Source organism: Motilibacter aurantiacus, from assembly GCF_011250645.1.
GTDB lineage: Bacteria > Actinomycetota > Actinomycetes > Motilibacterales > Motilibacteraceae > Motilibacter_A > Motilibacter_A aurantiacus.
This window is the reverse complement of sequence record NZ_JAANNO010000003.1, coordinates 184,428-208,598: the sequence shown is the minus strand read 5'-3', so window position 1 is coordinate 208,598 and position 24,171 is coordinate 184,428. Positions and strand designations below refer to the sequence as shown.

The following is a 24,171-nucleotide window of genomic DNA, read 5'->3' as shown; positions in this document are numbered from 1 at the left end:
ACCCCCGGCCGGGGTCGAGGACGGCCGTGCTGGCGGCGGCGGTGGCGGCCGCGCTGAGCGGCCGTGCCGGCGGGGCCACCCGCCCGAGGCCGTGGACCTGTCGGCCCTCGGCCCCGCGGTGCTCGACCCGGGCTCGGCGGACGCCGACGAGGCCCTGGCCCGGGTGCGCGCAGCCGCGGTCCTCGTCGTGGCCACCCCGGCGTACAAGGCCTCCTACACCGGGCTGCTCGAGGCCTTCCTGGACCGGCTGCCGCCCGACGGCCTCGCGGGGGTGACAGCGGTCCCGGTGGTGGTGCGGCGAGCCCGGCCGACGCCGCGTCGGCCGAGAGGGCCCTGCGCACGCTGCTCGGAATGGTCGGCGGGTCCGTCGTGCCGACCTCACTCGTGCTGCTCGACACGGTCCTGCGCGAGCCGGGCGGCGCGGAGGCGGCCGTCGCCGCGTACGTGCGGAACGAGCTGGGCGGGGTCGGCCTCAGGGCGAGGGCCGAGCCGATGGAGGCCTGACGCGGGCGCTGACGCCGCGGACGCTGACGGGGCGGGTGGCCGGGGCTCAGCGCGGAGCCCAGGCCCCCGGCTCGTCCACCAGCTCGCGCACGTGGCCCGGCAGGTCTCCGGTGAGCACGTGGCGCAGCGAGGTCTCGTCGAGCACGTGGCGCAGGCTCGCGCGCACGGCGACCCACACCTCGGGCAGGTGGGTGGCGACGCCCTCGTACTCGGTCTGGTCCGGCCGCAGCCCACGGACCTCGGCCAGCGGGCCGTCGACCGCGCGCAGCACGGCGCCGAGCATGATCTCCTCGGCCGGGCGCGACAGGACGTAGCCGCCCTCGGAGCCGCGGTGGCTGCGCACGATGCCGGCCCGGCGCAGGTCGCGCAGGATCGCCTCGAGGAACTTGCGCGGCAGGCTCTGGTTGCGGGCCAGCGCCTCCACGGGCACCGGGTCCTCGCCGGAATCGGCGAGCGCGAGCAGGGCCCGGACGGCGTAGTCGGCCTTGGCCGAGATGTCCACCGGGCGCGCTCCTTCGGTCGGTCCGGCGCGAAGAGCCGGATCTCGTCGTGGTCCGGAAGATGCCCCAGGGGCCGACCCGCAGTGCGGGACGGCCCCTGGGGCGGAACGTCAGCGGTGGGTCAGCTGCTGAGCGTCGCGGCGCGCGACGCGATCGCCGACTTGCGGTTGGCCGCCTGGTTCTTGTGGATGACGCCCTTGCTGGCTGCCTTGTCCAGCTGGCGCGTCGCCACCTGGGCGAGCGTGATCGCCTCGGCGCTGTTGCCCGCGTCAGCGGCCTCGCGGAACTTGCGGATCGCAGTCTTCAGCGAAGACTTGACAGCCTTGTTGCGAAGGCGCGCCGCCTCGTTCTGCCGGTTGCGCTTGATCTGGGACTTGATGTTCGCCACGGAAACAGGCCTCGCCGTTGTCAGAGCGGTCGTCGTCTTTGGGTTCGTCTCCGGTGTGGACCTTCGGCTCGGCGCAGGGAGCGCAGGCTGAAGCACCTGAGGCGACGAATCAGGTTAGCAGTGCGAGCGAACTGCGCCAAACCGCGATCACGGGCCCGTGCCGACCGCGGGGCCCGGCCCGGCCCGGCCGGCGATGCCGACCGCCAGGCCGCTCGGCGTGGGACGATGAGGCGCGGTGGTGCGTACCCTCGGCGCACGACCCGCTGCGCCCCCCTGTACTCCACGACTCGTCGTCCTCGCGACGCCCCGTAGTCGGCAACTCCGTCCCGAAAGGCACCCACCGCCCGTGGCACCGCCCTCCGCCGCGCGTACCGGCCCCGAGCCGAGCCGCACCGACCCGGCGCTGATCCGCAACTTCTGCATCATCGCCCACATCGACCACGGCAAGTCGACGCTGGCCGACCGGATGCTGCAGATGACGGGCGTGGTCGACGACCGCTCGATGCGGGCGCAGTACCTCGACCGGATGGACATCGAGCGCGAGCGCGGTATCACGATCAAGAGCCAGGCGGTGCGGCTGCCCTTCGCGAGCGAGGACGGGACCACGTACGTCCTCAACCTCATCGACACCCCCGGGCACGTCGACTTCACCTACGAGGTCTCGCGCTCGCTGGCCGCGTGCGAGGGCTGCATCCTGCTGGTCGACGCCGCGCAGGGCATCGAGGCGCAGACACTGGCCAACCTCTACCTGGCGCTCGAGAACGACCTGACCATCATCCCGGTCCTCAACAAGATCGACCTACCGGCCGCCCAGCCGGAGAAGTACGCCGCCGAGCTCGCCAAGATCATCGGATGCGACGTCGACGACGTGCTCAAGGTCAGCGCGAAGACCGGCGAGGGCGTGCGCGAGCTGCTGCAGGCCGCGGTGGACCGCGTGCCGCACCCGGTGGGTAACCCCGAGGGGCCGGCGCGGGCGCTGATCTTCGACTCGGTCTACGACGCCTACCGCGGCGTCGTGACCTACGTCCGCGTCGTCGACGGCTCGCTGAACAGGCGTGAGCGCATCCTCATGCTCTCGACCCGGGCCACCCACGAGATGCTCGAGGTCGGGGTCATCTCGCCCGAGCCGATCCCGTCCGACGGGCTCGGGGTGGGCGAGGTGGGCTACCTCATCACCGGCGTGAAGGACGTCCGCCAGTCCAAGGTCGGCGACACGGTGACGTCGGTGTCGACGCCCGCCACCGAGATGCTGGGCGGCTACAAGGACCCGCGCCCGATGGTGTTCTCCGGGCTCTATCCGATCGCGGGCGAGGACTACCCGACGCTGCGCGACGCCCTGGAGAAGCTCCAGCTCAACGACGCCGCGGTCGTGTGGGAGCCGGAGACCTCGGCCGCCCTCGGCTTCGGGTTCCGCTGCGGCTTCCTCGGCCTGCTCCACCTGGAGATCGTGCGCGAGCGCCTCGAGCGCGAGTTCGGCCTCGACCTCATCTCGACGGCGCCGAACGTCGTCAACCGGGTGATCATGGAGGACGGCACCGAGCACGTCGTCACCAACCCCAGCGAGTTCCCCGGCGGCAAGATCGCCGAGATCTACGAGCCGGTCGTGCGCGCCACGGTGCTCGCCCCGACCGAGTACGTCGGCACGATCATGGAGCTCTGCCAGAACCGGCGCGGGACCCTGCTCGGGATGGACTACCTGTCCGAGGACCGCGTCGAGCTGCGCTACACGCTCCCGCTGGCCGAGATCGTCTTCGACTTCTTCGACCAGCTGAAGTCGCGCACCCGCGGGTACGCCTCCCTGGACTACGAGCCCACGGGTGAGCAGGTCTCGGACCTGGTGAAGGTCGACATCCTGCTGCAGGGCGAGACCGTCGACGCGTTCAGCGCGATCGTGCACAAGGACAAGGCGTACGCCTACGGCGTCGACATGACGAAGAAGCTGCGCGAGCTGATCCCGCGCCAGCAGTTCGAGGTGCCGATCCAGGCCGCCGTGGGGGCGCGGATCATCGCCCGCGAGAACATCCGCGCCATCCGCAAGGACGTCCTCGCCAAGTGCTACGGCGGTGACATCACCCGCAAGCGCAAGCTGCTGGAGAAGCAGAAGGAGGGCAAGAAGCGGATGAAGATGGTGGGACGCGTCGAGGTCCCCCAGGAGGCCTTCATCGCCGCGCTCTCCACGAACGACGCGGGGGCCGGCACCGGCAAGAAGTAAAGCGGTCACGTCCTGACCACAAAGTGCGGGACGCTGAGCGCATGTCCGACCCCACCGCCCGCATCCTGCGCCTGTTGTCGCTGCTGCAGACGTACCGCCACTGGGGCGGCAACGAGCTGGCCGAGCGGCTGGACGTGAGCCCGCGCACCTTGCGGCGCGACGTCGAGCGGCTGCGCGAGCTCGGCTACCCGGTGGACACCGCCCGCGGCGCGCAGGGCGGCTACCGGCTCGCGGCCGGGGCCAAGCTCCCGCCACTGCTGCTCGACGACGAGGAGGCCGTGGCCATCGCGGTCGGGCTGCGCACCGCAGCGGGCGGCGTGGCCGGGATCGAGGAGGCCTCGCTACGGGCGCTGGCCAAGCTGCAGCAGGTGCTGCCGCCACGGCTGCGCCACCGGGTCAACGCGGTGCAGGACGCGACGGTCCCGACGGTGTTCGCCAGGAGCGGGCCGTCGGTGGACGCCGACGTGCTGGTCGCGATCGCGCAGGCCTGCCGGGGCTCGGAGCAGCTGCGGTTCGCCTACACCGGCCACGACGGCACGGAGACCTCGCGCCTCGTCGAGCCGTACCGCCTGGTCTCGCGCGGGCGCCGGTGGTACCTCGTCGCCTGGTGCCTGCAGCGCGCCGCCTGGCGCACCTTCCGTGTCGACCGGGTGACGCGCCCGCTTGCCAACGGGGTCCGCTTCGCCCCCCGTGAGCTGCCCGCCGAGGACGCGGCGGCGTACGTCGCGCAGAACCTGCGCTCGGTGCCCAACCGGCCGCGGGCGCTCGTCCGCATCGCTGCCCCGTTGGAGCAGGCGCGCGCCGCGGTGTGGCCGGGCATGGGCGAGCTCGAGGCCGACGGCCCCGAGCGCAGCAGGCTGCACGCGATCGGGGACTCGGTGGAGTGGCTCGCCGTCGGCATCAGCATGATCGCCGCGACGTCCGGCCTGCGGCTGGCGGTGGAGGGGCCGCCGGAGCTGGCCGCCGCTCTCGTGCGCCTCGGTGAGCGGGCCGGCGAGCTGGCCGCCACGAGCGGGGGCTGAGCGTCACCCGTTCTCGGGCAGGACCGCGCCGCGCTGGCGCGGCAGGCCCACGGCCCCGGCCTCGAGCAGGGCCTTGAGGCCGCCGAGCAGCCGGGACCACACGAGCTCGGTCTCGTCCGCCTCCTCCTCCGAGCCGCACTCGAGCTCGTCGACGACCAGCCGCAGCCGGGTGAGCCCGTCCTCGCGCGGGTGCAGCTCGAAGCAGACCCAGGTCGCCGGCCGGCGGTCCGACGTGTCCGGGTCGACCGGGCCGTCGTCGTGGCCGGGGTCGGCCAGGGAGTACATGAGCACCCGGCCGCGCTCCACCCGGAGCACCTCGCCGGCCGCGACGAGCAGGCCGTCGGGCGCCCGGAAGGCGACCGGGTGCCCGACGCTCCAGTCGGACTCCGTGCGCAGCCCGTAGTAGTAGTGCGGCGTGACCTGCGGGCTGGTCAGCGCGGTCCACACCCGGCTGGTGGCCGCGGCCACGTAGACGCTGAAGACGTGTGTGCGCATGCGGGGCTCCGTCGAGGCTGCGGCGGGGGGTTCCGCCTCCGGCTCTACAGAGTCGCGCCGGGCACTCCAGATGCACCGCGCCGCGATCCGGGCGCTCGTCGAAGCCAGTGGCCCGGCGCGTGGGGAACAATGGTGCGTGCCCTCCACCCTCCCCGACGGCCAGCCCGCGCCCTCCGACGGCGCCCTTCCCGGGCCGTCCGCGGCCCGGCTGGGGGAGCAGCCGTTCGGCGCCTACCTGCACGTGCCGTACTGCACGACGCGCTGCGGCTACTGCGACTTCAACACCTACACCGCCGAGGAGCTGGGGCCCGGGGTCACGCGGGCCACCTGGGTGGACAGCATCCGGCAGGAGACACGCCTCGCGGCCCGGGTGCTCGGCGGCCGCGCGCCGGCGCTCTCCACGGTCTTCTTCGGCGGCGGCACCCCGACCTTGCTGCCGCCGGCCGACCTGGGCGCCGCGCTGGCGGCCGTGCGCGACGAGCTGGGCCTGGCACCGGGAGCCGAGGTGACGACCGAGGCGAACCCCGACTCCGTCGACCTGGCTTACCTCACCGAGCTACGCGCCGCCGGCTTCACCCGCGTCTCGTTCGGCATGCAGTCCGCGACGCCTCACGTGCTGGCCACGCTGGACCGGCGCCACACCCCGGGCCGCGCGCAGCAGGCCGTCGCCCTGGCCCGGGAGGCCGGGTTCGATCAGGTCAGCCTCGACCTGATCTACGGGACCCCGGGCGAGACGCTGGCGGATTGGCGCGGCACGCTCGAGGCGGCGCTCGCGGCCGGCCCGGACCACGTGTCGGCGTACGCGCTGATCGTCGAGGAGGGCACCCGGCTGGCGGCCCGGGTACGCCGCGGCGAGATCGCGGTCCCGGACGACGACCTCATGGCCGACGAGTACGCGCTGGCCGACGAGCTGCTCACCGGGGCGGGCCTGGGCTGGTACGAGCTGTCGAACTGGGCCCGGCCGGGGGCCGAGTGCCGGCACAACGTCCTCTACTGGCGCAGCGCGGACTGGTGGGGCTTCGGCCCGGGCGCGCACAGCCACGTCGGCGGCACCCGGTGGTGGAACGAGAAGCACCCGGCGGCCTGGGCGTCCGCGCTCGCCGCCGGGCGCAGCCCGGCCCGGGCACGCGAGGTGCTGGCCGACGAGGACCGGCGGGTCGAGCGCCTCCTGCTCGGCACCCGGCTGCGCGCCGGCCACCCGCTCGCCGACCTGCGGCCCGAGGGGGCCGCGGCCGCCAAGCGCATGGTGGGGGAGGGGCTGCTCGACACGGGCGCGTACGACGCGGGGCAGGTGGCCCTGACCCTGCGCGGCCGGCTCCTGGCCGACGCCGTGGTGCGGGACCTCGTCGACTGACGGCCGGACGCGTCGGCCCGCCCGGCCCGGACGTCGAACGGCGGTGCAGCAACTGCTGCACCGCCGTTCGCGCGAAGGGCCGGGCCTACTTCACCAGCCGCCAGTTGAGCGGGTAGCGGTAGTCCTCGCCGTTGTTGGCCTTGATCGCCCCCAGGATCATCACGACGAGGGCGTAGATGCCCATCGCGATGAACAGCGGGATCACCAGGATCAGCCCCAGCCCGAGCGTCACGACCGCGAGGACGACCCCGACCACGGCCAGGATCGTCAGCGCGATGTGCAGGTTCAGCGCCTCGACGGCGTGCCGCCGCACGAACGGGGACTTGTTGCCCTGGACGAGCAGCACGACCAGCGGGCCGATGAAGCTGAAGCCGATGACGACGCCGATGAAGCCGGACAGGTGGGCGATGAGCCCCCACACCTTCTCGTCGTTGGGTGCGAGCTGGCCCTGGCCGAGCAGCCCGTTCGGGTAGCCGCCCGGGCCGCCGTAGCCCGCGGGGGCTCCGGCTGCGGGCTGGCCGTACGCCTGCTGGCCGTAGCCCTGCTGGCCGGGCTGGCCGTAGCCCTGCTGCCCGTAGGCCGGCTGGCCGTACGCCGGCTGCCCGTAGGCCGCCTGGCCGTACGCCGGCTGCTCGTACGCCGGCCCGGGGGTCGCCTGCCCGCCCGCCTGGCCCGCGGCGGGCCGCTTGCTGTAGTCGATCCCGGGCTGGGGCTGGCCCTCGGGGCTGTCGGTCATGTGCTTCCTTCCCTCGCGATTCCCGGGAGTGTCCCATCAGCCCGACGCCGGCGCGAGGGACCGAGGTCCCCGCGCCGGGCCTGCTGCGTCACCCCGGAACGTCGAGGAGCGGATGCGGGGGGCCGGGCCGGTGATACCGCGGGAGTCAGCTCGCGGTGACGAAGTCGATCAGCTCCTCGACGCGCCCGAGCAGCGAGGGCTCGAGGTCGGCGTAGGTCCTGACCGAGCCGAGGATCCGACGCCAGGCCGCCGGCGGGTCGACCGGCCAGCCGAGCGCCGCGCAGACCCCCTCCTTCCACGGCACGCCGCGAGGGACGTCCGGCCAGGCGGCGATCCCGAGGACGGCGGGCCGGACGGCCTGCCAGACGTCGACGTACGGATGGCCCAGGACGAGCACGTGCGGCGAGCGGGCCTGAGCGGCGATCCGGCTCTCCTTGCTCCCGCTCACCAGGTGGTCCACGAGCACGCCGACCCGGCTGCTCGCGGTGGGGCCGAACTCGGCCAGCTGGGCGGGCAGCTCGTCGACCCCGTCGAGCATCTCGACGACGACGCCCTCGATGCGCAGGTCGTCGCCCCAGACCTTCTCCACCAGCTCGGCGTCGTGCTTGCCCTCCACCCAGATCCGGCTGCCGCGCGCGACGCGGGCGCGCTGGCCGTGGACGGCGACCGAGCCGGAGGCGGTGCGGGTGGCCCGCGTGGGGACGGCCTTCACGGGGCGGACGAGGCGTACGGGCTTGCCCTCGAGGAGGAAGCCCGGCCCGGCCGGGAAGGAACGGCGCTTGCCGTGCCGGTCCTCGAGCACGATCACGGTGCCCTCCGGCTGCTTCTCCACCGCGACCACCGCTCCGCAGAAGCCGGTCACGGCGTCCTCGACCACGAGGTCGAGGTCGGCCGGAACCTCGGGGGGTGGCACCTTGCGCGGGGCCGAGGGCAGGGCGGACGGGCCGTACGGGAGCACCCCGGGACCGTAGCCGCGACCTCGGCCGGGGCGGTGGCGGCGCGCCGCCGGCCCGCTCGGGTCCTCTGCACGCGCCCGGCACGAGAGGCGCTTCCCGCGTAGCATTGGCACTTGCCGCAGGAGAGTGCCAGGCCCTGCGTGACCGACGGTGCTGGCCGGACGAGCGGGAGGTGCTGTGACCGAGGAGCGCAGGCTCGCCGTCCTCCGGGCGATCGTCGAGGACTACGTGCGCACCGAGGAGCCCGTGGGCTCCAAGGCACTGGTCGAGCGGCACAACCTCGGGGTGTCCCCGGCGACGATCCGCAACGACATGGCCGCGCTCGAGGAGGAGGGCTACATCGCCCAGCCCCACACGAGCGCCGGCCGCGTCCCCACCGACAAGGGCTACCGGCTCTTCGTCGACCGGCTCAGCTCGGTCAAGCCGCTCTCGTCGCCGGAGCGCCGGGCGATCCAGGCATTCCTCGACGGCTCGCTCGACCTCGACGACGTGGTGGCCCGGACCGTGCGGCTGCTCGCGCAGCTGACCCGGCAGGTCGCCGTCGTCCAGTACCCCTCGCTCAGCCGCTCCTCCGTGCGGCACGTCGAGGTCGTGGCGCTCGGCGCCAACCGGCTGCTGCTCGTGCTCATCACCGACACCGGCCGCGTCGAGCAGCGCGTCGTGGAGTCCCACGCGACGGTCTCCGACGAGCTCGTCGGCGGGCTGCGCACCCGGCTCAACGCGGCGATCGCGGGAGTCCGCCTCGCACAGGTGCCCGACGGGGTCGAGCAGCTCGCCGAGCAGTTCGCCGAGCAGGACCGGCCCGCGGTCACCGCAGTGGTGTCCGCGCTGCTGGAGATGGTGGTCGAGACGCGCGAGGAGCGGGTCGTGCTGGCCGGCGCCTCGAACCTGGCGCGCTTCGGGCAGGACTTCCCCTACACGATCCGCCCCGTGCTCGAGGCGCTCGAGGAGCAGGTCGTGCTCCTGCGCCTCGTCGGGGAGGCGACCAGCCCCACGGCGCTCACCGTGCGGATCGGGTCGGAGAACCCGGAGGGGCTCACGACGACCGCGGTCGTCAGCACGAGCTACGGCCGGGGCGACCAGGCCCTCGGCGGCATCGGCGTCCTCGGCCCGATGCGCATGGACTATCCCTCGACGATGGGCGCGGTCCGCGCCGTCGCGCGCTATGTCAGCCAGATACTCGCGGAGTCGTGACGGTGCCTTTCTCAGAGCCGGCAACGGACTACTACACCCTGCTGGGCGTCTCGCGGGACGCCTCGGCCGACGACATCAAGCGGGCATACCGCAGGCTCGCCCGTGAGCTGCACCCGGACGTCAACCCCGACCCGGACACGCAGGAGCGGTTCAAGGAGGTCACGCGCGCCTACGAGGTGCTCTCCGACCCCGCCAAGCGCGAGCGCTACGACCTCGGCGGCGACCCGAGCATGCCCGGCGGCGCCGGCTTCGGGGCCGGGTTCGGCTTCAGCGACATCATGGACGCGTTCTTCAACGCGGCGGCCGGGGGGCCGGGCGGGCGCGGGCCGCGCACCCGCCAGCGGCGCGGCCAGGACGCGCTGATCCGGCTCGAGCTCGACCTGCAGGAGACGGCCTTCGGCGCCACCCGCGAGCTCCAGATCGACACCGCGGTCGCCTGCCCCACCTGCCACGGCGAGGGCACCGCAGAGGGCACCAGCCTCGAGGTGTGCCCGATCTGCAAGGGCCGTGGCGAGACCCAGCACGTGACCCGCTCGTTCCTCGGCCAGGTCATGACCACCCGGCCCTGCGTCAACTGCCAGGCCACCGGCAGCGTGATCCCGCACCCCTGCCCCGAGTGCGACGGCGACGGCCGGGTCCGCACCCGGCGCTCGCTCACCATCAAGATCCCCGCCGGCGTCGACAGCGGCACCCGCATCCAGCTGACCGGCGAGGGGGAGGTCGGCCCGGGCGCCGGCCCCGCCGGCGACCTCTACGTGGAGATCGTCGAGCGCCCGCACGCGCTGTTCACCCGGCACGGCGACGACCTGCACTGCACGGTCACGCTGCCGATGACCGCGGCCGCGCTCGGCACGCGGGTGGACCTCGAGACGCTCGACGGCTCGGAGTCGATCGACATCCGCCCCGGCACGCAGCCCGGGCAGGTCATCCCGCTGCACGAGCGCGGCGTCCAGCACCTGCGCGGGTCCGGCCGCGGTGACCTGCTCATCCACGTCGACGTGCAGGTGCCGACCAAGCTCGACGACCACCAGGCCGAGCTGCTCCGTCAGTTCGCGAAGAGCCGCGGTGAGGACCGGCCCGTCGGCCAGTTCGGCCCCGGCCAGCAGGGCTTCTTCGCCCGGCTGCGCGACGCGTTCAACGGGCGGTGACCGCTCCGGTCTTCGTCGTGCCCGGCGAGCGGCTCGCCGCGCGGCCCGGGCCGGTCCTCGTCGACGGGCCGGAGGGGCGGCACGCCGCGACCGTACGCCGCCTCAGGGTGGGCGAGCCGGTCGAGCTCGTCGACGGCTCGGGCACGCGGGGTCGCGGCGTCGTCGCGGCGACGGGCAAGGACTCGATCCACGTCGACCTGCACGATCTCGCGGTCGACCCCGACCCCGCCCCGAGGCTGGTCGTCGTCCAGGCGCTGCCGAAGGGCGAGCGGGCCGAGCTCGCCGTCGAGGCGCTCAGCGAGGTCGGCGCCGACATCGTGATCCCCTGGCAGGCCGCGCGCTGCGTGGTGCAGTGGCGCGGGGACCGGGCGGCCAAGTCCCTGGCCCGCTGGCGGGCCACCGCTCGCGAGGCCGGCAAGCAGGCCCGGCGCGCGCGCTTCGCCGAGGTGACCGAGCCGGCCTCGACCACGGACGTGGCGCGGCTGCTCGCCGGCGCCGCACTCGGCGCGGTGCTGCACGAGGAGGCATCCGCGCCGCTCGCCGACGTCCAGGTGCCGCCGGCCGGGGACGTCGTCCTCGTCGTGGGCCCGGAGGGCGGGGTCGCTCCGGAGGAGATCGCCGCGTTCGGGGCAGCGGGGGCCGGGGCGTACCGGCTCGGGCCGAGCGTGCTGCGCACGTCCACCGCCGGGGCGGTGGCGTCCGCCGTGGTGCTCAGCCGCACCGCCCGCTGGAGCTGACGCGCGCCCCCCCGCGCCGCCGCTACCGGACGACGACCTCCTTGGTGTCCTCGCCGAGCACGCCCTCGCCCTCGAGCCCGCTCTCGTCCGGGGCGAAGGCCCGCAGCTCGTAGCGGCCCGCCGGCAGCTCCACCGTCGCGCTCCACGTGCCCCGGCCCGGCCCGGCCTCCGTCGCGGTCGCGAACCCGCTCTCGACCACCTCGCCGCCCTGGCGGGCCTCCCAGCCGACCGTCGCCTCGAACACCGAGGCCACGCCCTCGAGGCGCACCTGCCCGGAGACGGTCGCCCCCTGCTCGGGCGACGTGAGCCAGACCAGCCCGGCGACGTCGCTCTCCTCCCCGCGTGTCGCGCCTGCGGCGACCTCCTGCCCGTCGACCACGACGGTGACGGCCAGCGCCGCGTCCTGCTCGACAGCGGTGACGGTGTAGACGACCTGTTGCACGGCGACGTCGATCGGGTCGCCGTCCTCCTCGGCGGCCGGCTCCCGGCCCGCCGCGTCGAAGGTGACCGTGGCCGTGCCGCCCGAGCGCTCGTACGACGCGACGGCCATGCCGGCCCAGAGGGAGCGGTAGTCGGGGTCGGCGGGCTCCCCGGCCATCTCCTGCAGCGCGGCCCGCACCAGGGCGCCGTCACCGCTGGACGCCCGCACCCGGTGGAACTCCCGGTAGAGCCGCGGCGTGTCGCCGTCGTCCTTGACGAAGTAGACGGGGACCGCGCCGTCGCTCGGCGCGGGCGTCGACTCCTCCGGGGTCGGCGCCGGGGACGCCGGGGCCGGCGGGAGGGCCGGCTGCGTGGTCACCTCGACCGGGCCGGTCGCGTTGATCGGGTCGGCCGCGGGCTCGTTGCGGTCGTCGCCGTCGTTCCCGGCCAGCGTCCCGATCCCGATCCCCACGGCGCCGGCGGCGAGCACGGCGACGACCGCCGTCGAGACCGCCGCCGCCGGGGAGCGCCACCACGGCCGTCCCGTGCGCTCCCGGATCCGCTCCAGCCCGTTGCCGCTCGGCTCCACCATGGTCGCTTCCCTTTCCAGTGCTCGACGCAGCCGTGCCACGTCGTCCGGCCGGGCGGCCGCGTGCTCGTCGTCGTGCCGGCGTGTGCTCACGGCGCCTCCCCGAGGGCCGCCCGGATGGCGGCCATCGCCCGCGAGGTGTGGCTCTTGACCGCGCCCCGGCTGATCCCCATCGCCTCCGCCACCCCGGCCTCGGGCAGGTCGAGCCAGTAGCGCAGGACGACCGCCTCCCGCTGCCGGGCCGGCAGCCGGCGGACCGCCGCCACGACCCGGGACGCCTCGGCGGCGGCCAGGACGGCGTCCTCCGCGCTGGGCAGCGGCGCCGGAGGAGGCTGCGCCTCGGCGTGCCGCCGGGCGACCGAGCGCCGGCGCAGCGCGGACCTGCTGCGGTTGACGACGGTGGTCCGCAGGTACGCCAGCGCGCGGTCCGGGTCGCGCATGCGACGCCAGCGCCCGTGCAGCGCGACGAACGCGTCCTGCACGACCTCCTCGGCCACCGCCACGTCGTCGAGCAGCAGGGCGCCGAGCCGGACCAGGGAGCGGTAGTGCGCGGTGTAGAGCGCGGTGACCGCCTCGTCCGGGGACCAGGCCGAGGGCTCGTCGAGCGGCGGGCGCGGGCCCGTCGCGGCCGAGCCGTCCGCGCCTGCGCGCTGCACGTTCCTCCCGCTGGTCGTCGGAGCGCCCGGCCGGGGAGCCCACGGGCGCGCGGGCGGCGGGGCCAGGGCGGTGGTCACGCCGTTGGACGCGGAGCCCCCGCGATCGGTTTACCGCGCCCCGCCGACAGCCGGCCGGCCGCGATCCGGGCACGGGGCCCGGCACCGCCCCACTCTTGCAGCCCACGCCGGCGCCCGCCGCACGCCGTGCCGGGGCAGCGGTCGAGGAGTTGCCGGCGAGGAGGTGCTGTCGAGGGCACGCGGTGAGGGTGTGCGGACGGCGGCCCTAGCATCGGGCCATGGCAGCGTCCCCCGGCTCCCCACCCGAGCCCCCCAGCCCCTCCCCGGACTGCCTCTTCTGCCGGCTGGTGGCCGGCGAGATCCCTGCCGAGCGGGTCTACGAGGACGCGGACGTGCTCGCGTTCCGCGACGTGAGCCCGCAGGCCCCGACCCACGTGCTGGTCATCCCGCGGGTGCACGTGGCCGACGTCGGGGAGCTGGCCGGGCAGGCCCCGGAGCTCGTCGCGGCCGTCCTGCGCGGGGTGCGCGAGGTGGCTGCCCGGGAGGGGGCCGCGTCGTACCGCCTGGTGTTCAACACCGGCCCGGACGCCGGGCAGAGCGTGCCCCACGTGCACGGGCACGTCCTCGCCGGCCGCCGGCTCACCTGGCCGCCCGGCTGAGCGCGCCCTTCGCCTGGGCTGTGGACGGGGCGCGCTGTCGGCAGAAGGGTGCCCGGGGTGTGTTTCCGAGCCGCCGCAGCGGTCATCTGCTGGGTAGCATCGAGGCAGCGAGCCTCGACCACCCATGGCCGACGCAGGAGATCAGGAGCAGGCCGCACCGGCGAACTTATGGCTGAGACCACTTCCACCCCGGCCGCGGGTTCCGCGGGCCAGGGCAAGGACACCCCGCGGGCCGTCACGAAGATCGTCGTGCCGGCCAGTCAGCCGATGGTCGCCCTCCTCGGGCCGGCGGACGAGCTGCTGCGCGTCGTGGAGCGTGCCTTCCCGGCCGTGGACATCATGGTCCGCGGCAACGAGATCACCCTCAGCGGCGACCCCGCCGAAGCCGCGCTCGTCGAGCGCCTGCTGACCGAGCTCGTCACGGTGCTGCGCACCGGGCAGGGGCTCTCGGCGGACGCCATCGAGCGGAGCGTGCGGATGCTGCGTGACGAGACCGAGGAGCGCCCGGCCGACGTCCTGACGCTGTCGATCCTGTCCAACCGCGGCAAGACGATCCGGCCCAAGACGCTCAACCAGAAGCGCTACGTCGACGCGATCGACCGCCACACCGTCGTCTTCGGCATCGGTCCTGCGGGCACGGGCAAGACGTACCTCGCCGTGGCCAAGGCCGTGCAGGCGCTGCAGGCCAAGCAGGTCTCCCGGATCATCCTGACCCGTCCCGCGGTCGAGGCCGGCGAGCGGCTGGGCTTCCTGCCCGGCACGCTCAGCGAGAAGATCGACCCGTACCTGCGCCCGCTGTACGACGCGCTCCACGACATGCTCGACCCGACGACGATCCCCCGGCTCATGACCGAGGGGACGATCGAGGTCGCACCGCTGGCCTACATGCGCGGCCGGACGCTCAACGACGCCTTCATCATCCTCGACGAGGCGCAGAACACCTCCGCCGAGCAGATGAAGATGTTCCTGACCCGGCTCGGGTTCGGCTCGCGCATGGTCGTCACCGGGGACGTGACCCAGGTCGACCTGCCCGGCGGCACCGAGAGCGGCCTCCGGCAGGTCCAGGGCATCCTCGACGGCGTCGAGGACGTCGCCTTCTGCCAGCTGTCCCGGCAGGACGTCGTCCGGCACCGGCTGGTCAGCGAGATCGTGGCGGCGTACGACCGCTTCGACACCTCCCGCGGCCCCCAGGCGGACCGGCCCGCCGGGGGCCCCCGTCGCGGTCGTCATGCCTGACGGGACGGGCCATCCAGGGCCGGGCGACATCCCGCAGCCCGACATCTCGCCGACGGACATCGACCCCGACGACCCGGACGACATCGAGAACGAGGACGCTGAGCCGAGCATGGCCATCGACGTCAACAACGAGTCCGGCGTCCCGGCCGACGAGGAGGCCCTCGTCGCGCTGGCCCGCACGGTGCTCGACGCCATGGGCATCCATCCGCTCGCCGAGCTGTCGATCCTGCTCGTCGACGTGGACACCATGGAGCGGCTGCACGTCCAGTGGATGGACGAGCCCGGCCCGACCGACGTGCTGTCGTTCCCGATGGACGAGCTGCGGCCGACCCGCGACGACGAGGAGCCCGAGCCCGGGCTGCTCGGTGACGTCGTGCTCTGCCCGATGGTGGCCGAGAAGCAGGCGAAGCAGGCCGGCCACTCCACCGAGGACGAGCTGCACCTGCTGCTGACCCACGGCATCCTGCACCTGCTCGGCTACGACCACGCCGAGCCGGACGAGGAGCGGGAGATGTTCGGGCTGCAGCGCCAGCTCCTGGGGGCGTGGCAGGAGCAGCGCCGGCACACGGGGGGTCGGCTGTGACGTCCGGCGAGCTCTGGCTGCTCGTCCTGGCGGTCGGCCTGATCGTGGTGGCCTCGGTCATCGCGATGGCCGAGTCCGCGCTGTCCCGGGTCAGCCGCGTACGTGTCGAGGAGCTCGTGCGCGAGGGCCGCCGCGGAGCCGCGTCGCTGCAGGCCGTCGAGGCCGACGCTGCGCGCTACCTCAACGTGCTGACCTTCCTGCGGGCCGCGGCCGAGGTGCTCTCCGCGGTGCTCGTCACCTACGTCTGCGTCTCGGCCCTGGACACGACGGTGCGGGCGCTGGCGCTCGCCGGCGGCGTGATGCTCGTCGTGTCGTACGTCGTGGTCGGGGTCTCGCCGCGCACCCTCGGCCGCCAGCACGCCGACCGCGTCGCGCTGCTGTCGGCCGCGCCCACCCGGGCCGTGGCGCGCGTGCTGTCGCCGCTGACCTCGGCGCTGATCCTGCTGGGCAATGCGATCACCCCGGGCAAGGGCTTCGCCGACGGGCCGTTCGCTTCCGAGGCCGAGCTGCGCGACCTGGTCGACCTGGCCCAGGAGAACTCGCTCATCGAGGCCGACGAGCGCCAGATGATCCACTCGGTCTTCGAGCTCGGGGACACGATCGTGCGCGAGATCATGGTCCCACGCACCGACATGGTCTACATCGAGCGTGGCAAGACCCTGCGCCAGGCGCTGTCGCTGGCCCTGCGCAGCGGGTTCTCCCGCATCCCGGTCATCGAGGACGGCCTGGACGACGTGGTCGGCGTGGTCTACCTCAAGGACCTGGCCAAGCGCACGCACGACTACCACCGCGGCGAGTCCACCGAGCGCGTCGAGTCGGTCATGCGCCCGGCCGCGTTCGTGCCGGAGAGCAAGCCGGTCGACTCGCTGCTGCGCGAGATGCAGGCCGAGCGCAACCACATCGCGGTCGTCATCGACGAGTACGGCGGCACGGCCGGCCTGGTGACGATCGAGGACATCCTCGAGGAGATCGTCGGCGACATCAGCGACGAGTACGACCGGGGCCGCCCCGAGGTCGAGCACCTCGCCGACGGCCGGCTCCGGGTGAGCGCACGGCTGCACCTCGCCGAGCTCGGTGAGCTGGTGGGCAAGGACCTCGAGGACGAGGACGTGGACACCGTCGGCGGGCTGCTGGCCAAGCTGCTCGGCCGTGTGCCCATCCCCGGCGCCCAGGCCGAGATCGAGGGGATCACGCTGTCGGCCGAGGGGCTGGCGGGCCGACGCAACCGCGTCGCCACCGTGCTCGTCGTGCCCGACGCCGGGCCCGCCGACCGCGACGGCGCCGCGACGGCCGACGCCGCAGCAGCCGGCTCGGGCAGCGGCCGGCCTGTAACCCCGGCCGAGGCCGCTGCCGCAGGGAACGGCGTGGCGGACGCCCGGCCCGGCGCGGCACACTCCAGTCCCGATCTCCGCAACGACCAGGAGCAGGTGCAGGCATGAGCTCGGAGCCGACGGCAGGTGCGGCGCGGTCGGCGGGCGCCGACGGCGCGTTGCACCCGGAGGACGCCAAGCTGGTGACGCTGGCGCGCTCGGCGCGTGCGCGGCTGTCCGCCCTCGAGGGCGCGGCGGTCCGGGACGGGGACGGCCGCACCTACATGGCGACCACGGTCGACCTGCCGTCGCTCGCCCTCAGCGCGCTGCAGGCCGCGGTCGCGCAGGCGTACGCCAGCGGTGCCCGTGCCCTGGAGGCCGCCGTCGTGGTGACCGACGCGGACGTGCCGGCCGACGACGACCTGGCCGCCGTCCGCGACCTCGGCGGCGTCGGCACGCCGGTGCTCGTGGCGGGCCCGGACGGGGTCGTGCGCAGCACGCGGCAGGCCGGCGGGGGCGCGTGACCAGCGGCGCGCACCCGGGCGACGACGCACCCGCCCTCGACCCGGCCAGGGTGACGGAGGCGGACGGCTCGGACGCCGCCGACCCGGGCGCTCCGCTGCTCAGCGCGCGCGAGGAGGGCGACGAGGCCACCGCGGCCGACGTCGAGGAGCTCGCCGAAGGCGGGCTCGCGGACGATGACGACGACTCCGAGGACGACGACGTCGATGACGACGACGTCGATGGCGACGACGTCGATGACGACGACGTCGATGACGAGGACGTCGATGACGAGGACGAGGCGGCGTACCCCGCCTCCGCGCTCGCCACGGTCCCGGCCTCGATGCTCGTCTCGGACTCGCACCGTTCCGGCTTCGCCTGCTTCGTCGGCCGCCCCAACGCGGGCAAGTCGACGCTGACCAACGCCCTCGTCGGCGAGAAGGTGGCCATCACCTCCAGCCGGCCCCAGACCACCCGGCACGCGATCCGCGGGATCGTGCACCGTCCCGACGCCCAGCTCGTGCTCGTGGACACCCCCGGGCTGCACCGGCCGCGGACGCTGCTGGGTGAGCGGCTCAACGACGTGGTGATGACGACGCTGGCCGAGGTCGACGTCGTCGGCTTCTGCCTGCCCGCCGACGAGCGCGTCGGGCCCGGGGACCGATGGATCGCGGCCGAGCTGGCCAAGATCCGCAACACGCCCAAGGTCGCCGTCATCACCAAGACCGACAAGGCGTCCAAGGAGCGCGTCGCCGAGCAGCTGCTGGCCGTCACCCGGCTCGGGCAGGAGACCGGCAGCGAGTGGGCGGAGGTGGTGCCGGTCTCCGCGGTCGCCCAGGACCAGGTCGGGCTGCTGGCGGACCTGCTCATCGGCCTGCTCCCGCAGGGCCCGCCGTTCTACCCGCAGGGCGAGCTGACCGACGAGCCGGAGCAGGTCATGGTCGCCGAGCTGGTCCGTGAGGCGGCGCTCGAGGGCGTGCGCGACGAGCTGCCGCACTCGATCGCCGTGGTGGTGGAGGAGATGTCCTACCGGGAGGGGCGTTCCGAGGACCGGCCACTGCTGGACGTCATGGCGACGCTCTACGTCGAGCGTCCGAGCCAGAAGGCGATCGTGATCGGTACCCGGGGCTCGCGGCTGCGCGACGTGGGGGCGGCGGCGCGGTCGCAGATCGAGGCGCTGTTCGGCACGCCGGTCTACCTCGACGTCCGGGTCAAGGTCGCGAAGGACTGGCAGCGCGACCCGCGCCAGCTCGCCCGGCTCGGTTTCTGACCTTCCGCGCCGCCGGAAGCGCCCTTTTTCGCAACCTTCGCGCGGCGCTGTCCACAGTTCCCCAGCCGGGTCTGAAACACTGCGGCCCGGAGCGGCGTCCCCTCGCGCCGCCTCCTCCGATCTCGGTCAGGAGCGCTGCATGCCCCGTTCTCGTCCCATCGCGCTCGCGGCCGCCTCCACCGCCGTCGGCCTGCTCGCGGCGGCGCTGGCCGCGCCCGCCGCCACGGCCACCCCGCGCTCGGCCGGCACGGCCCCCTCCGTGGCGGCCGATGCCACGGGCGACAGCGTCTTCGTCTGGTACGACGCCGACGCCACCGCTGTGGACCGCGCCGTCGCCCGGGCCTCGGTGGCGGCCGGGGCGGGTGCCGCCTCGACGGGCCGCGGCCTCACCTCCGAGGTCGTCGAGGTGCCGGAGGGACGCTCCGCGTCGGAGGTCGCCGCGGCCCTCCGGGCGCAGCCGGGGGTCCGCTTCGCCGTCCCGGACCTCGCGGTCCGCCGTGACGCAGCGCCGGACTACCTCGGCACGGGCCGGCTGTGGGGCCTGCGCAACGACGGCCAGCGGGCGCCGGGCGTGGAGGGGCGCGGTTCGGTGGCGGGGACGTTCAACGTCGACGTCGACGCGCCCGAGGCCTGGTCGGTCACGCAGGGGGCGCGGTCCACCGTCGTCGCGGTCATCGACACCGGCATCGACATCAACCACCCGGACCTCGCCCAGAGCATCTGGGTGAACCCGCGCCCGGCGACCTCCGGCGCCTACGCCGGCGACGTCAACGGCTGGGACTTCTGCCACGACGACGCCTCGGTCTACGACTCGGACGAGTACTACGAGTCCGGCAACGGCCGGGAGCTCAACGACCTGCACGGCACGCACGTGGCCGGCACCATCGCGGCCGCGAACGACAACGCCGGCGCCGTCGGTGTCGCGCCCGGCGTGACGGTGATGCCGCTCAAGGCGATCGGCACCAAGGTCAACGGCGACGCGTGCGGGTCGAACGAGATCCTCGAGGCGCTGATGTACGCCGCGCGGCATGGCGCGAAGGTCGTGAACGCCAGCTGGGAGATCGAGGCGACGTCCACCCGGGACCGGGCCGAGCTCGACTCGATCATGACCGCGCTCGGCCGCGAGTACGGCATGGTCATCGTGGCCGCGGCCGGCAACGGGGTGGTGGACGAGGACGGCAACCTCGAGCAGGTCGACATCGACGCCGCGCTGCGTGCGCAGGCCGCCGGCGACCGTGACGTCCCGGTGCCCTACCCCGCTGCGTCCCGCGCGGGCAACGTCGTGACCGTCGCCGCGGTGAACAATCAGGGCCGCCTCGCCGGCTTCTCCAACTACGGCCGGCGCAGCGTCGACATCGGCGCTCCCGGCGTCGCGGTGTGGAGCACGGCCCCGGGCGTGCTGAGTGGCGGCAACTACGACCAGGCCTACCTGTACGAGGACGGCACCTCGATGGCCGCGCCGCACGTGTCGGGCGAGGCCGCGCTGGTGCTGAGCCAGGGCAACCTCCCGGCCGCGACCGTTGTGCAGCGCATCCTCGCGGCGCGCAAGCCCGTCGCGGGCCTCACCGGCCGGGTCGCCACGGGCGGCATGGCCAGCGCCTACCGCGCGCTGCAGCCGTGGAGCGCGCTTCTCACCTCCGGCCCCGGGACCCTGCGTGCCGGGCGCACGGCCGTCGTCACCGCACGGCTGCTGGACGGCGTCTCCTGGTCGCCGCGTGCGGCCCGCCGGGTGACTCCGTGCAGCCGCCCGGTGGGGACGACGCGCTGGGCCTGCGGCACGACGGTGGTGACCGACGCGCGGGGCGTGGCGCAGCTGCGGACCACCCTCCGGGTCACGACCGAGTTCCAGTGGCGGTTCACCGGCGCCACCGGCGCTCCCTCGGCACGCAGCGCCGTCCTGCGCGTACGCGTGACCCGGTAGCGGCCTTGCCGCCGGTGGGCGGGTGGCAGGAGGGGCGGCCGGTGGCCTACCGTAGGGGCATGGCGCGCATTCTCCTTCCGGGAGACCTCCTCCTTAGCCGCCGCGACGAGGCCCTCTGACAGGCCGGCCCCTCGTCGCGGAGCTGCGCATGCCCGGCCGCCCGTAGCGGAGCGAGACGAGGGACCCGTGAGGAATCAACAGCAGCCGTCGCCCATGCCGTACTCCCGGTATTCGGCCTATTCGAGCTTCCAGCCGATCGACCTGACTGACCGCACCTGGCCGTCGAGGACGATCACCCGCGCGCCGCAGTGGTGCTCGGTGGACCTGCGTGACGGCAACCAGGCGCTGATCGACCCGATGAGCCCGGCGCGCAAGCGCAAGATGTTCGAGCTGCTCGTGGCCATGGGCTACAAGGAGATCGAGGTCGGCTTCCCGGCCGCCAGCCAGACCGACTTCGACTTCGTCCGCGAGCTGGTCGAGGAGGACCTGATCCCGGACGACGTGGTCATCCAGGTCCTGACGCAGTGCCGCGAGCACCTGATCGAGCGGACGTTCGAGGCGATCCGCGGGGCGTCGCAGGCGGTCGTGCACTTCTACAACTCAACCTCGGCGCTGCAGCGCCGCGTCGTCTTCAACGCCGACCTCGAGGGCATCTGCTCGATCGCGACGACCGGCGCGCAGCTCTGCCGCAAGTACGCCGAGAACCTCACGGGCACGGACGTCTACTTCGAGTACTCCCCGGAGTCCTACACAGGGACCGAGCTGGAGTTCGCGCTCCGGGTGTGCGACGCGGTGAACGACGTTCTGGCCCCGACGCCGGACCGCAAGACCATCATCAACCTGCCGGCCACGGTCGAGATGGCGACGCCGAACGTGTACGCGGACTCGATCGAGTGGATGCACCGCCGCCTGGCCTACCGGGACAGCGTCACCCTCTCGCTGCACCCGCACAACGACCGGGGCACCGGGGTCGCCGCCGCCGAGCTGGGCTACCTGGCCGGCGCCGACCGCATCGAGGGCACGCTGTTCGGCAACGGCGAGCGCACGGGCAACGTCTGCCTGGTAACCCTCGGCATGAACATGTTCTCGCAGGGCGTCGACCCGATGATCGATTTCTCGAACATCGACGAGATCCGCCGGACCGTCGAGTACTGCAACCAGCTGCCGGTGGGGGAGCGCCACCCGTACGGCGGCGACCTCGTCTTCACCGCGTTCAGCGGCTCGCACCAGGACGCGATCAACAAGGGCCTGGCGGCGATGGAGCGCGACGCCGCGGAGGCCGGCGTCCCGGTCGAGCAGTACCGCTGGGAGGTGCCGTACCTCCCGGTGGACCCCAAGGACGTCGGCCGCACGTACGAGGCCGTCATCAGGGTCAACTCGCAGTCCGGCAAGGGCGGCGTCGCGTACATCATGAAGTCCGAGCACTCGCTCGACCTGCCGCGCCGGCTGCAGATGGAGTTCAGCCAGGTCGTGCAGCGGCACACCGACGCCGAGGGCGGCGAGGTCGCCCCCGCGCAGATCTGGGAGATCTTCCAGGACGAGTACCTCCCCAACCCGGCGGCGCCCTGGGGCCGGCTCGCGCTGCTCGGGCATCACACCTCGGCGGCGGAGGGCGAGCGGGACTCGCTGACGGCGAGCGTGCGGCTCGACGGCAACGAGATTGAGCTGCAGGGCACGGGCAACGGCCCCATCGCCGCGTTCACGCAGGCACTGTCGGGCGTCGGGATCGACATCCGGGTGCTCGACTACGCCGAGCACGCCCTGTCGGCCGGCGGTGACGCCCGGGCCGCCGCGTACCTCGAGTGCGCCGTGGGGGACCGGGTGCTGTGGGGTGTCGGGATCGACGCGAACATCGTGACCGCCTCGCTGCGCGCGCTCGTCTCGGCGGTGAACCGGGCCACCACGCCGCGCTGACCTCGCCCACTGCGCGCACCCTCGCCTACTCCGCGCTGACCTCGCCCACTGCGGGCGGGCCTGCCCCGATCCGAGGAAGGCGCCCCGCTGCCGGCTCCACCGGGAGAGGGGCGCCTTCTCGCACGTCTGCGGGCCGGCGAGCGGGGCTGGGGCGGGCGGATCTTGCGAGCGGCCGTCGGCACGGCGACGTCCGGGCCGCGTCGGTCGCGTGGCAGCATGGTGCGTGTGGGCCTCTACCGGGACGAGGGTGTCGTGCTGCGCACCCAGAAGCTCGGCGAGGCCGACAGGATCGTCACGATCCTGACCCGTGAGACGGGGCGCATCCGGGCGGTCGCCAAGGGCGTGCGCCGGACGTCGTCGAAGTTCGGCGCCCGGCTCGAGCCCTTCATGCACGTCGACCTGCAGCTGCACACCGGCCGCTCGCTCGACATCGTCACGCAGGTCGAGACGCTCACCCCGTACGCCGCGGTGCTCGGCAGCGACTACGCGCGCTACACCGCCGGGACCGCGATGCTCGAGGCCGTCGAGCGGCTGACCGACGCCGAGCGCGAGCCGGCGGTGCAGCAGTACCTCCTGCTGCTCGGTGCGCTGCGCTCGCTCGCGTCCGGCGAGCACGACCCGGGGCTGATCCTCGACGCCTTCCTGGTCCGGTCGCTCGCCGTGGCGGGCTACGCGCCCAGCTTCGACGCGTGCACCGGGTGCGGGCTCGCGGGCCCGCACGGGGCCTTCGCGGTGGCGGCCGGCGGCTCCGTGTGCCCGGACTGCCGGCCCGCGGGCTCGGCGGCGCCGGCCCCGGCGACCCTCGCGCTGCTCGGCGCGCTGCTCACGGGGGACTGGGCGAGCGCGGACGGCAGTGACGGCCGCGCCCGACGCGAAGGGCACGGACTGGTGGCGGCGTACCTCAACTGGCATCTGGAGCGCGGGCTGCGCTCGCTGCGGCTCGTGGAGCGGGTGTGAGCCCGCGGGCGTCCCGGCGCGCGGCGGCCCGACGCGTCCCCGAGCCCCCGCCGCCGCACCCGTCGGGCGCTCGGCCGCCGAGCATCCCGGCCGAGCTGGTGCCCGCGCACGTCGCGGTGGTCATGGACGGCAACGGCCGGTGGGCCAAGCAGCGTGGCCTGCCGCGTACCAAGGGCCACGAGGTGGGCGAGGCCAGCCTCTTCGACGTCGTCTGCGGCGCGATCGAGATCGGCGTGAAGAACATCTCCGCCTACGCGTTCTCCACGGAGAACTGGCGGCGCTCGCCCGACGAGGTCAAGTTCCTCATGAGCTACAGCCGCGACGTGCTGCGCGCGCGCCGCGACGAGATGGACGCCATGGGCGTGCGCGTCCGCTGGGCGGGCCGCCGGCCGCGGCTCTGGAAGAGCGTCATCTCCGAGCTCGAGGTCGCGCAGGAGCAGACCCGGGACAACGACCTCCTGACGCTCACCATGTGCGTCAACTACGGCGGTCGCGCCGAGATCGGGGACGCCGCGCGCGCGCTTGCCGAGGACGTGGCGGCCGGCCGGCTCGACCCGCGCAAGGTGGACGAGAAGCTCTTCGCGCGCTATCTCTACGACCCCGAGATGCCCGACGTCGACCTGTTCGTGCGCTCCAGCGGCGAGCAGCGGACGTCGAACTTCCTGCTCTGGCAGTCGGCGTACGCCGAGATGGTCTTCCTCGACACGCTGTGGCCGGACTTCGACCGGCGTCACCTGTGGCAGGCGATCGAGGAGTACGCCCGGCGTGACCGCCGCTACGGCGGAGCCCAGCCGAACGTGCTGCCCGACGCCGGTCCCGGTGCGCGCCTGCCCGCGAAGAGCGTGCCCGACGAGCCCGTGCCCGACGGTGCCCCTGCCTGACCGCGCGCCC

The 24,171-nt window shown here is 74.1% G+C and carries 24 protein-coding genes and 1 pseudogene; 18 read left to right on the top strand and 7 right to left on the bottom strand.

All coding sequences use genetic code 11. The annotated features are described in order from the left end of the window. Positions 1-91: 91 nt before the first annotated feature. Both G9H72_RS23370 and G9H72_RS07305 read left to right on the top strand, forming a co-directional pair. A pseudogene (locus G9H72_RS23370) lies at positions 92-283 on the top strand (NAD(P)H-dependent oxidoreductase); the annotation flags it as partial. 68 nt (positions 284-351) lie between these two features. Next, the gene (locus tag G9H72_RS07305; protein ID WP_166169393.1) at positions 352-504 is read left to right on the top strand and encodes a hypothetical protein; all 153 of its coding nucleotides are present in this window, start codon (positions 352-354) and stop codon (positions 502-504) included. Positions 505-550: 46 nt separating this feature from the next. Here the strand turns inward: G9H72_RS07305 and G9H72_RS07300 are convergent, their stop codons facing one another. Together G9H72_RS07300 and rpsT are read right to left on the bottom strand one after the other, a co-directional pair. Beyond that, positions 551-1,006: an RrF2 family transcriptional regulator gene (locus tag G9H72_RS07300; protein WP_166169391.1), complete on the bottom strand. Its 456-nt coding sequence runs from the start codon at positions 1,004-1,006 to the stop codon at positions 551-553. Between the two features lie 119 nt (positions 1,007-1,125). Then, complete coding sequence (rpsT, locus tag G9H72_RS07295) at positions 1,126-1,392, bottom strand: 30S ribosomal protein S20 (RefSeq protein WP_166169389.1); 267 nt, start codon at positions 1,390-1,392, stop codon at positions 1,126-1,128. A 346-nt stretch (positions 1,393-1,738) separates the two neighbouring features. Here rpsT and lepA point away from each other — a divergent pair, with 346 nt between their 5' ends. Then, on the top strand, positions 1,739-3,604 hold the full coding sequence (gene lepA / locus G9H72_RS07290) for a translation elongation factor 4 (protein ID WP_166169387.1): 1,866 nt from the start codon (positions 1,739-1,741) through the stop codon (positions 3,602-3,604). Positions 3,605-3,645: 41 nt separating this feature from the next. Beyond that, the gene (locus G9H72_RS07285) at positions 3,646-4,626 is read left to right on the top strand and encodes a helix-turn-helix transcriptional regulator (RefSeq protein ID WP_166169385.1); all 981 of its coding nucleotides are present in this window, start codon (positions 3,646-3,648) and stop codon (positions 4,624-4,626) included. A gap of 3 nt (positions 4,627-4,629) precedes the next feature. On the opposite strand, the gene G9H72_RS07280 is transcribed toward G9H72_RS07285, so the two are convergent. Beyond that, positions 4,630-5,121, bottom strand: coding sequence for an SRPBCC domain-containing protein (locus tag G9H72_RS07280; RefSeq protein WP_166169383.1), 492 nt, complete (start codon positions 5,119-5,121; stop codon positions 4,630-4,632). A 136-nt stretch (positions 5,122-5,257) separates the two neighbouring features. Here G9H72_RS07280 and hemW point away from each other — a divergent pair, with 136 nt between their 5' ends. Beyond that, positions 5,258-6,475: a radical SAM family heme chaperone HemW gene (hemW, locus tag G9H72_RS07275; RefSeq protein ID WP_166169381.1), complete on the top strand. Its 1,218-nt coding sequence runs from the start codon at positions 5,258-5,260 to the stop codon at positions 6,473-6,475. Between the two features lie 85 nt (positions 6,476-6,560). Here hemW and G9H72_RS07270 read toward each other — a convergent pair whose 3' ends face one another. Both G9H72_RS07270 and G9H72_RS07265 read right to left on the bottom strand, forming a co-directional pair. Beyond that, positions 6,561-7,211, bottom strand: coding sequence for a DUF4870 domain-containing protein (locus G9H72_RS07270; protein ID WP_166169379.1), 651 nt, complete (start codon positions 7,209-7,211; stop codon positions 6,561-6,563). A 145-nt stretch (positions 7,212-7,356) separates the two neighbouring features. Beyond that, positions 7,357-8,169, bottom strand: a complete 813-nt coding sequence (locus G9H72_RS07265; RefSeq protein ID WP_331272074.1) for a DUF3097 domain-containing protein — start codon at positions 8,167-8,169, stop codon at positions 7,357-7,359. A 175-nt stretch (positions 8,170-8,344) separates the two neighbouring features. On the opposite strand from G9H72_RS07265, the gene hrcA reads away from it, so the two are divergent. Genes hrcA through G9H72_RS07250 form a run of 3 tightly spaced genes read left to right on the top strand, consistent with a single transcriptional unit; the run spans position 8,345 to position 11,246 of the window. Further along, positions 8,345-9,361: a heat-inducible transcriptional repressor HrcA gene (gene hrcA / locus G9H72_RS07260; protein ID WP_166169377.1), complete on the top strand. Its 1,017-nt coding sequence runs from the start codon at positions 8,345-8,347 to the stop codon at positions 9,359-9,361. A 2-nt stretch (positions 9,362-9,363) separates the two neighbouring features. Further along, complete coding sequence (dnaJ, locus tag G9H72_RS07255) at positions 9,364-10,509, top strand: molecular chaperone DnaJ (RefSeq protein WP_166169929.1); 1,146 nt, start codon at positions 9,364-9,366, stop codon at positions 10,507-10,509. Next, positions 10,506-11,246: a 16S rRNA (uracil(1498)-N(3))-methyltransferase gene (locus G9H72_RS07250; protein ID WP_166169375.1), complete on the top strand. Its 741-nt coding sequence runs from the start codon at positions 10,506-10,508 to the stop codon at positions 11,244-11,246. Before dnaJ ends, G9H72_RS07250 begins: the two co-directional genes overlap by 4 nt. A 22-nt stretch (positions 11,247-11,268) precedes the next feature. On the opposite strand, the gene G9H72_RS07245 is transcribed toward G9H72_RS07250, so the two are convergent. Beyond that, positions 11,269-12,348, bottom strand: coding sequence for a Gmad2 immunoglobulin-like domain-containing protein (locus G9H72_RS07245; RefSeq protein WP_166169373.1), 1,080 nt, complete (start codon positions 12,346-12,348; stop codon positions 11,269-11,271). Further along, a complete protein-coding gene (locus G9H72_RS07240; RefSeq protein ID WP_166169371.1) occupies positions 12,345-12,911 on the bottom strand; it encodes a SigE family RNA polymerase sigma factor in 567 nt (188 codons plus the stop codon). The genes G9H72_RS07245 and G9H72_RS07240 overlap by 4 nt, the downstream gene beginning before the upstream one ends. 296 nt (positions 12,912-13,207) lie before the next feature. On the opposite strand from G9H72_RS07240, the gene G9H72_RS07235 reads away from it, so the two are divergent. The 10 genes from G9H72_RS07235 to G9H72_RS07190 all read left to right on the top strand — a co-directional run bounded on the left by G9H72_RS07235 (position 13,208) and on the right by G9H72_RS07190 (position 24,161). Beyond that, positions 13,208-13,588, top strand: a complete 381-nt coding sequence (locus tag G9H72_RS07235; protein WP_166169369.1) for a histidine triad nucleotide-binding protein — start codon at positions 13,208-13,210, stop codon at positions 13,586-13,588. A gap of 168 nt (positions 13,589-13,756) precedes the next feature. Continuing rightward, entirely contained in the window at positions 13,757-14,824 is a 1,068-nt protein-coding gene (locus tag G9H72_RS07230; protein WP_166169367.1) for a PhoH family protein, read from the top strand. 109 nt (positions 14,825-14,933) lie between these two features. Then, the gene (ybeY, locus tag G9H72_RS07225) at positions 14,934-15,407 is read left to right on the top strand and encodes an rRNA maturation RNase YbeY (RefSeq protein WP_166169926.1); all 474 of its coding nucleotides are present in this window, start codon (positions 14,934-14,936) and stop codon (positions 15,405-15,407) included. Next, positions 15,404-16,846, top strand: a complete 1,443-nt coding sequence (locus G9H72_RS07220) for a hemolysin family protein (protein WP_166169365.1) — start codon at positions 15,404-15,406, stop codon at positions 16,844-16,846. Before ybeY ends, G9H72_RS07220 begins: the two co-directional genes overlap by 4 nt. Continuing rightward, positions 16,843-17,241, top strand: a complete 399-nt coding sequence (locus tag G9H72_RS07215) for a cytidine/deoxycytidylate deaminase family protein (RefSeq protein ID WP_166169363.1) — start codon at positions 16,843-16,845, stop codon at positions 17,239-17,241. Before G9H72_RS07220 ends, G9H72_RS07215 begins: the two co-directional genes overlap by 4 nt. Before the next feature lie 320 nt (positions 17,242-17,561). Further along, positions 17,562-18,488, top strand: coding sequence for a GTPase Era (gene era, locus G9H72_RS07210; RefSeq protein WP_166169923.1), 927 nt, complete (start codon positions 17,562-17,564; stop codon positions 18,486-18,488). Between the two features lie 139 nt (positions 18,489-18,627). Continuing rightward, positions 18,628-20,409, top strand: a complete 1,782-nt coding sequence (locus tag G9H72_RS07205) for a S8 family serine peptidase (protein ID WP_166169361.1) — start codon at positions 18,628-18,630, stop codon at positions 20,407-20,409. A 213-nt stretch (positions 20,410-20,622) separates the two neighbouring features. Next, entirely contained in the window at positions 20,623-22,323 is a 1,701-nt protein-coding gene (gene leuA / locus G9H72_RS07200) for a 2-isopropylmalate synthase (RefSeq protein ID WP_166169920.1), read from the top strand. 225 nt (positions 22,324-22,548) lie between these two features. Beyond that, on the top strand, positions 22,549-23,280 hold the full coding sequence (gene recO, locus G9H72_RS07195) for a DNA repair protein RecO (protein WP_166169917.1): 732 nt from the start codon (positions 22,549-22,551) through the stop codon (positions 23,278-23,280). Beyond that, entirely contained in the window at positions 23,277-24,161 is an 885-nt protein-coding gene (locus tag G9H72_RS07190; protein WP_166169359.1) for an isoprenyl transferase, read from the top strand. The genes recO and G9H72_RS07190 overlap by 4 nt, the downstream gene beginning before the upstream one ends. The last annotated feature ends 10 nt before the right edge of the window (positions 24,162-24,171 follow it).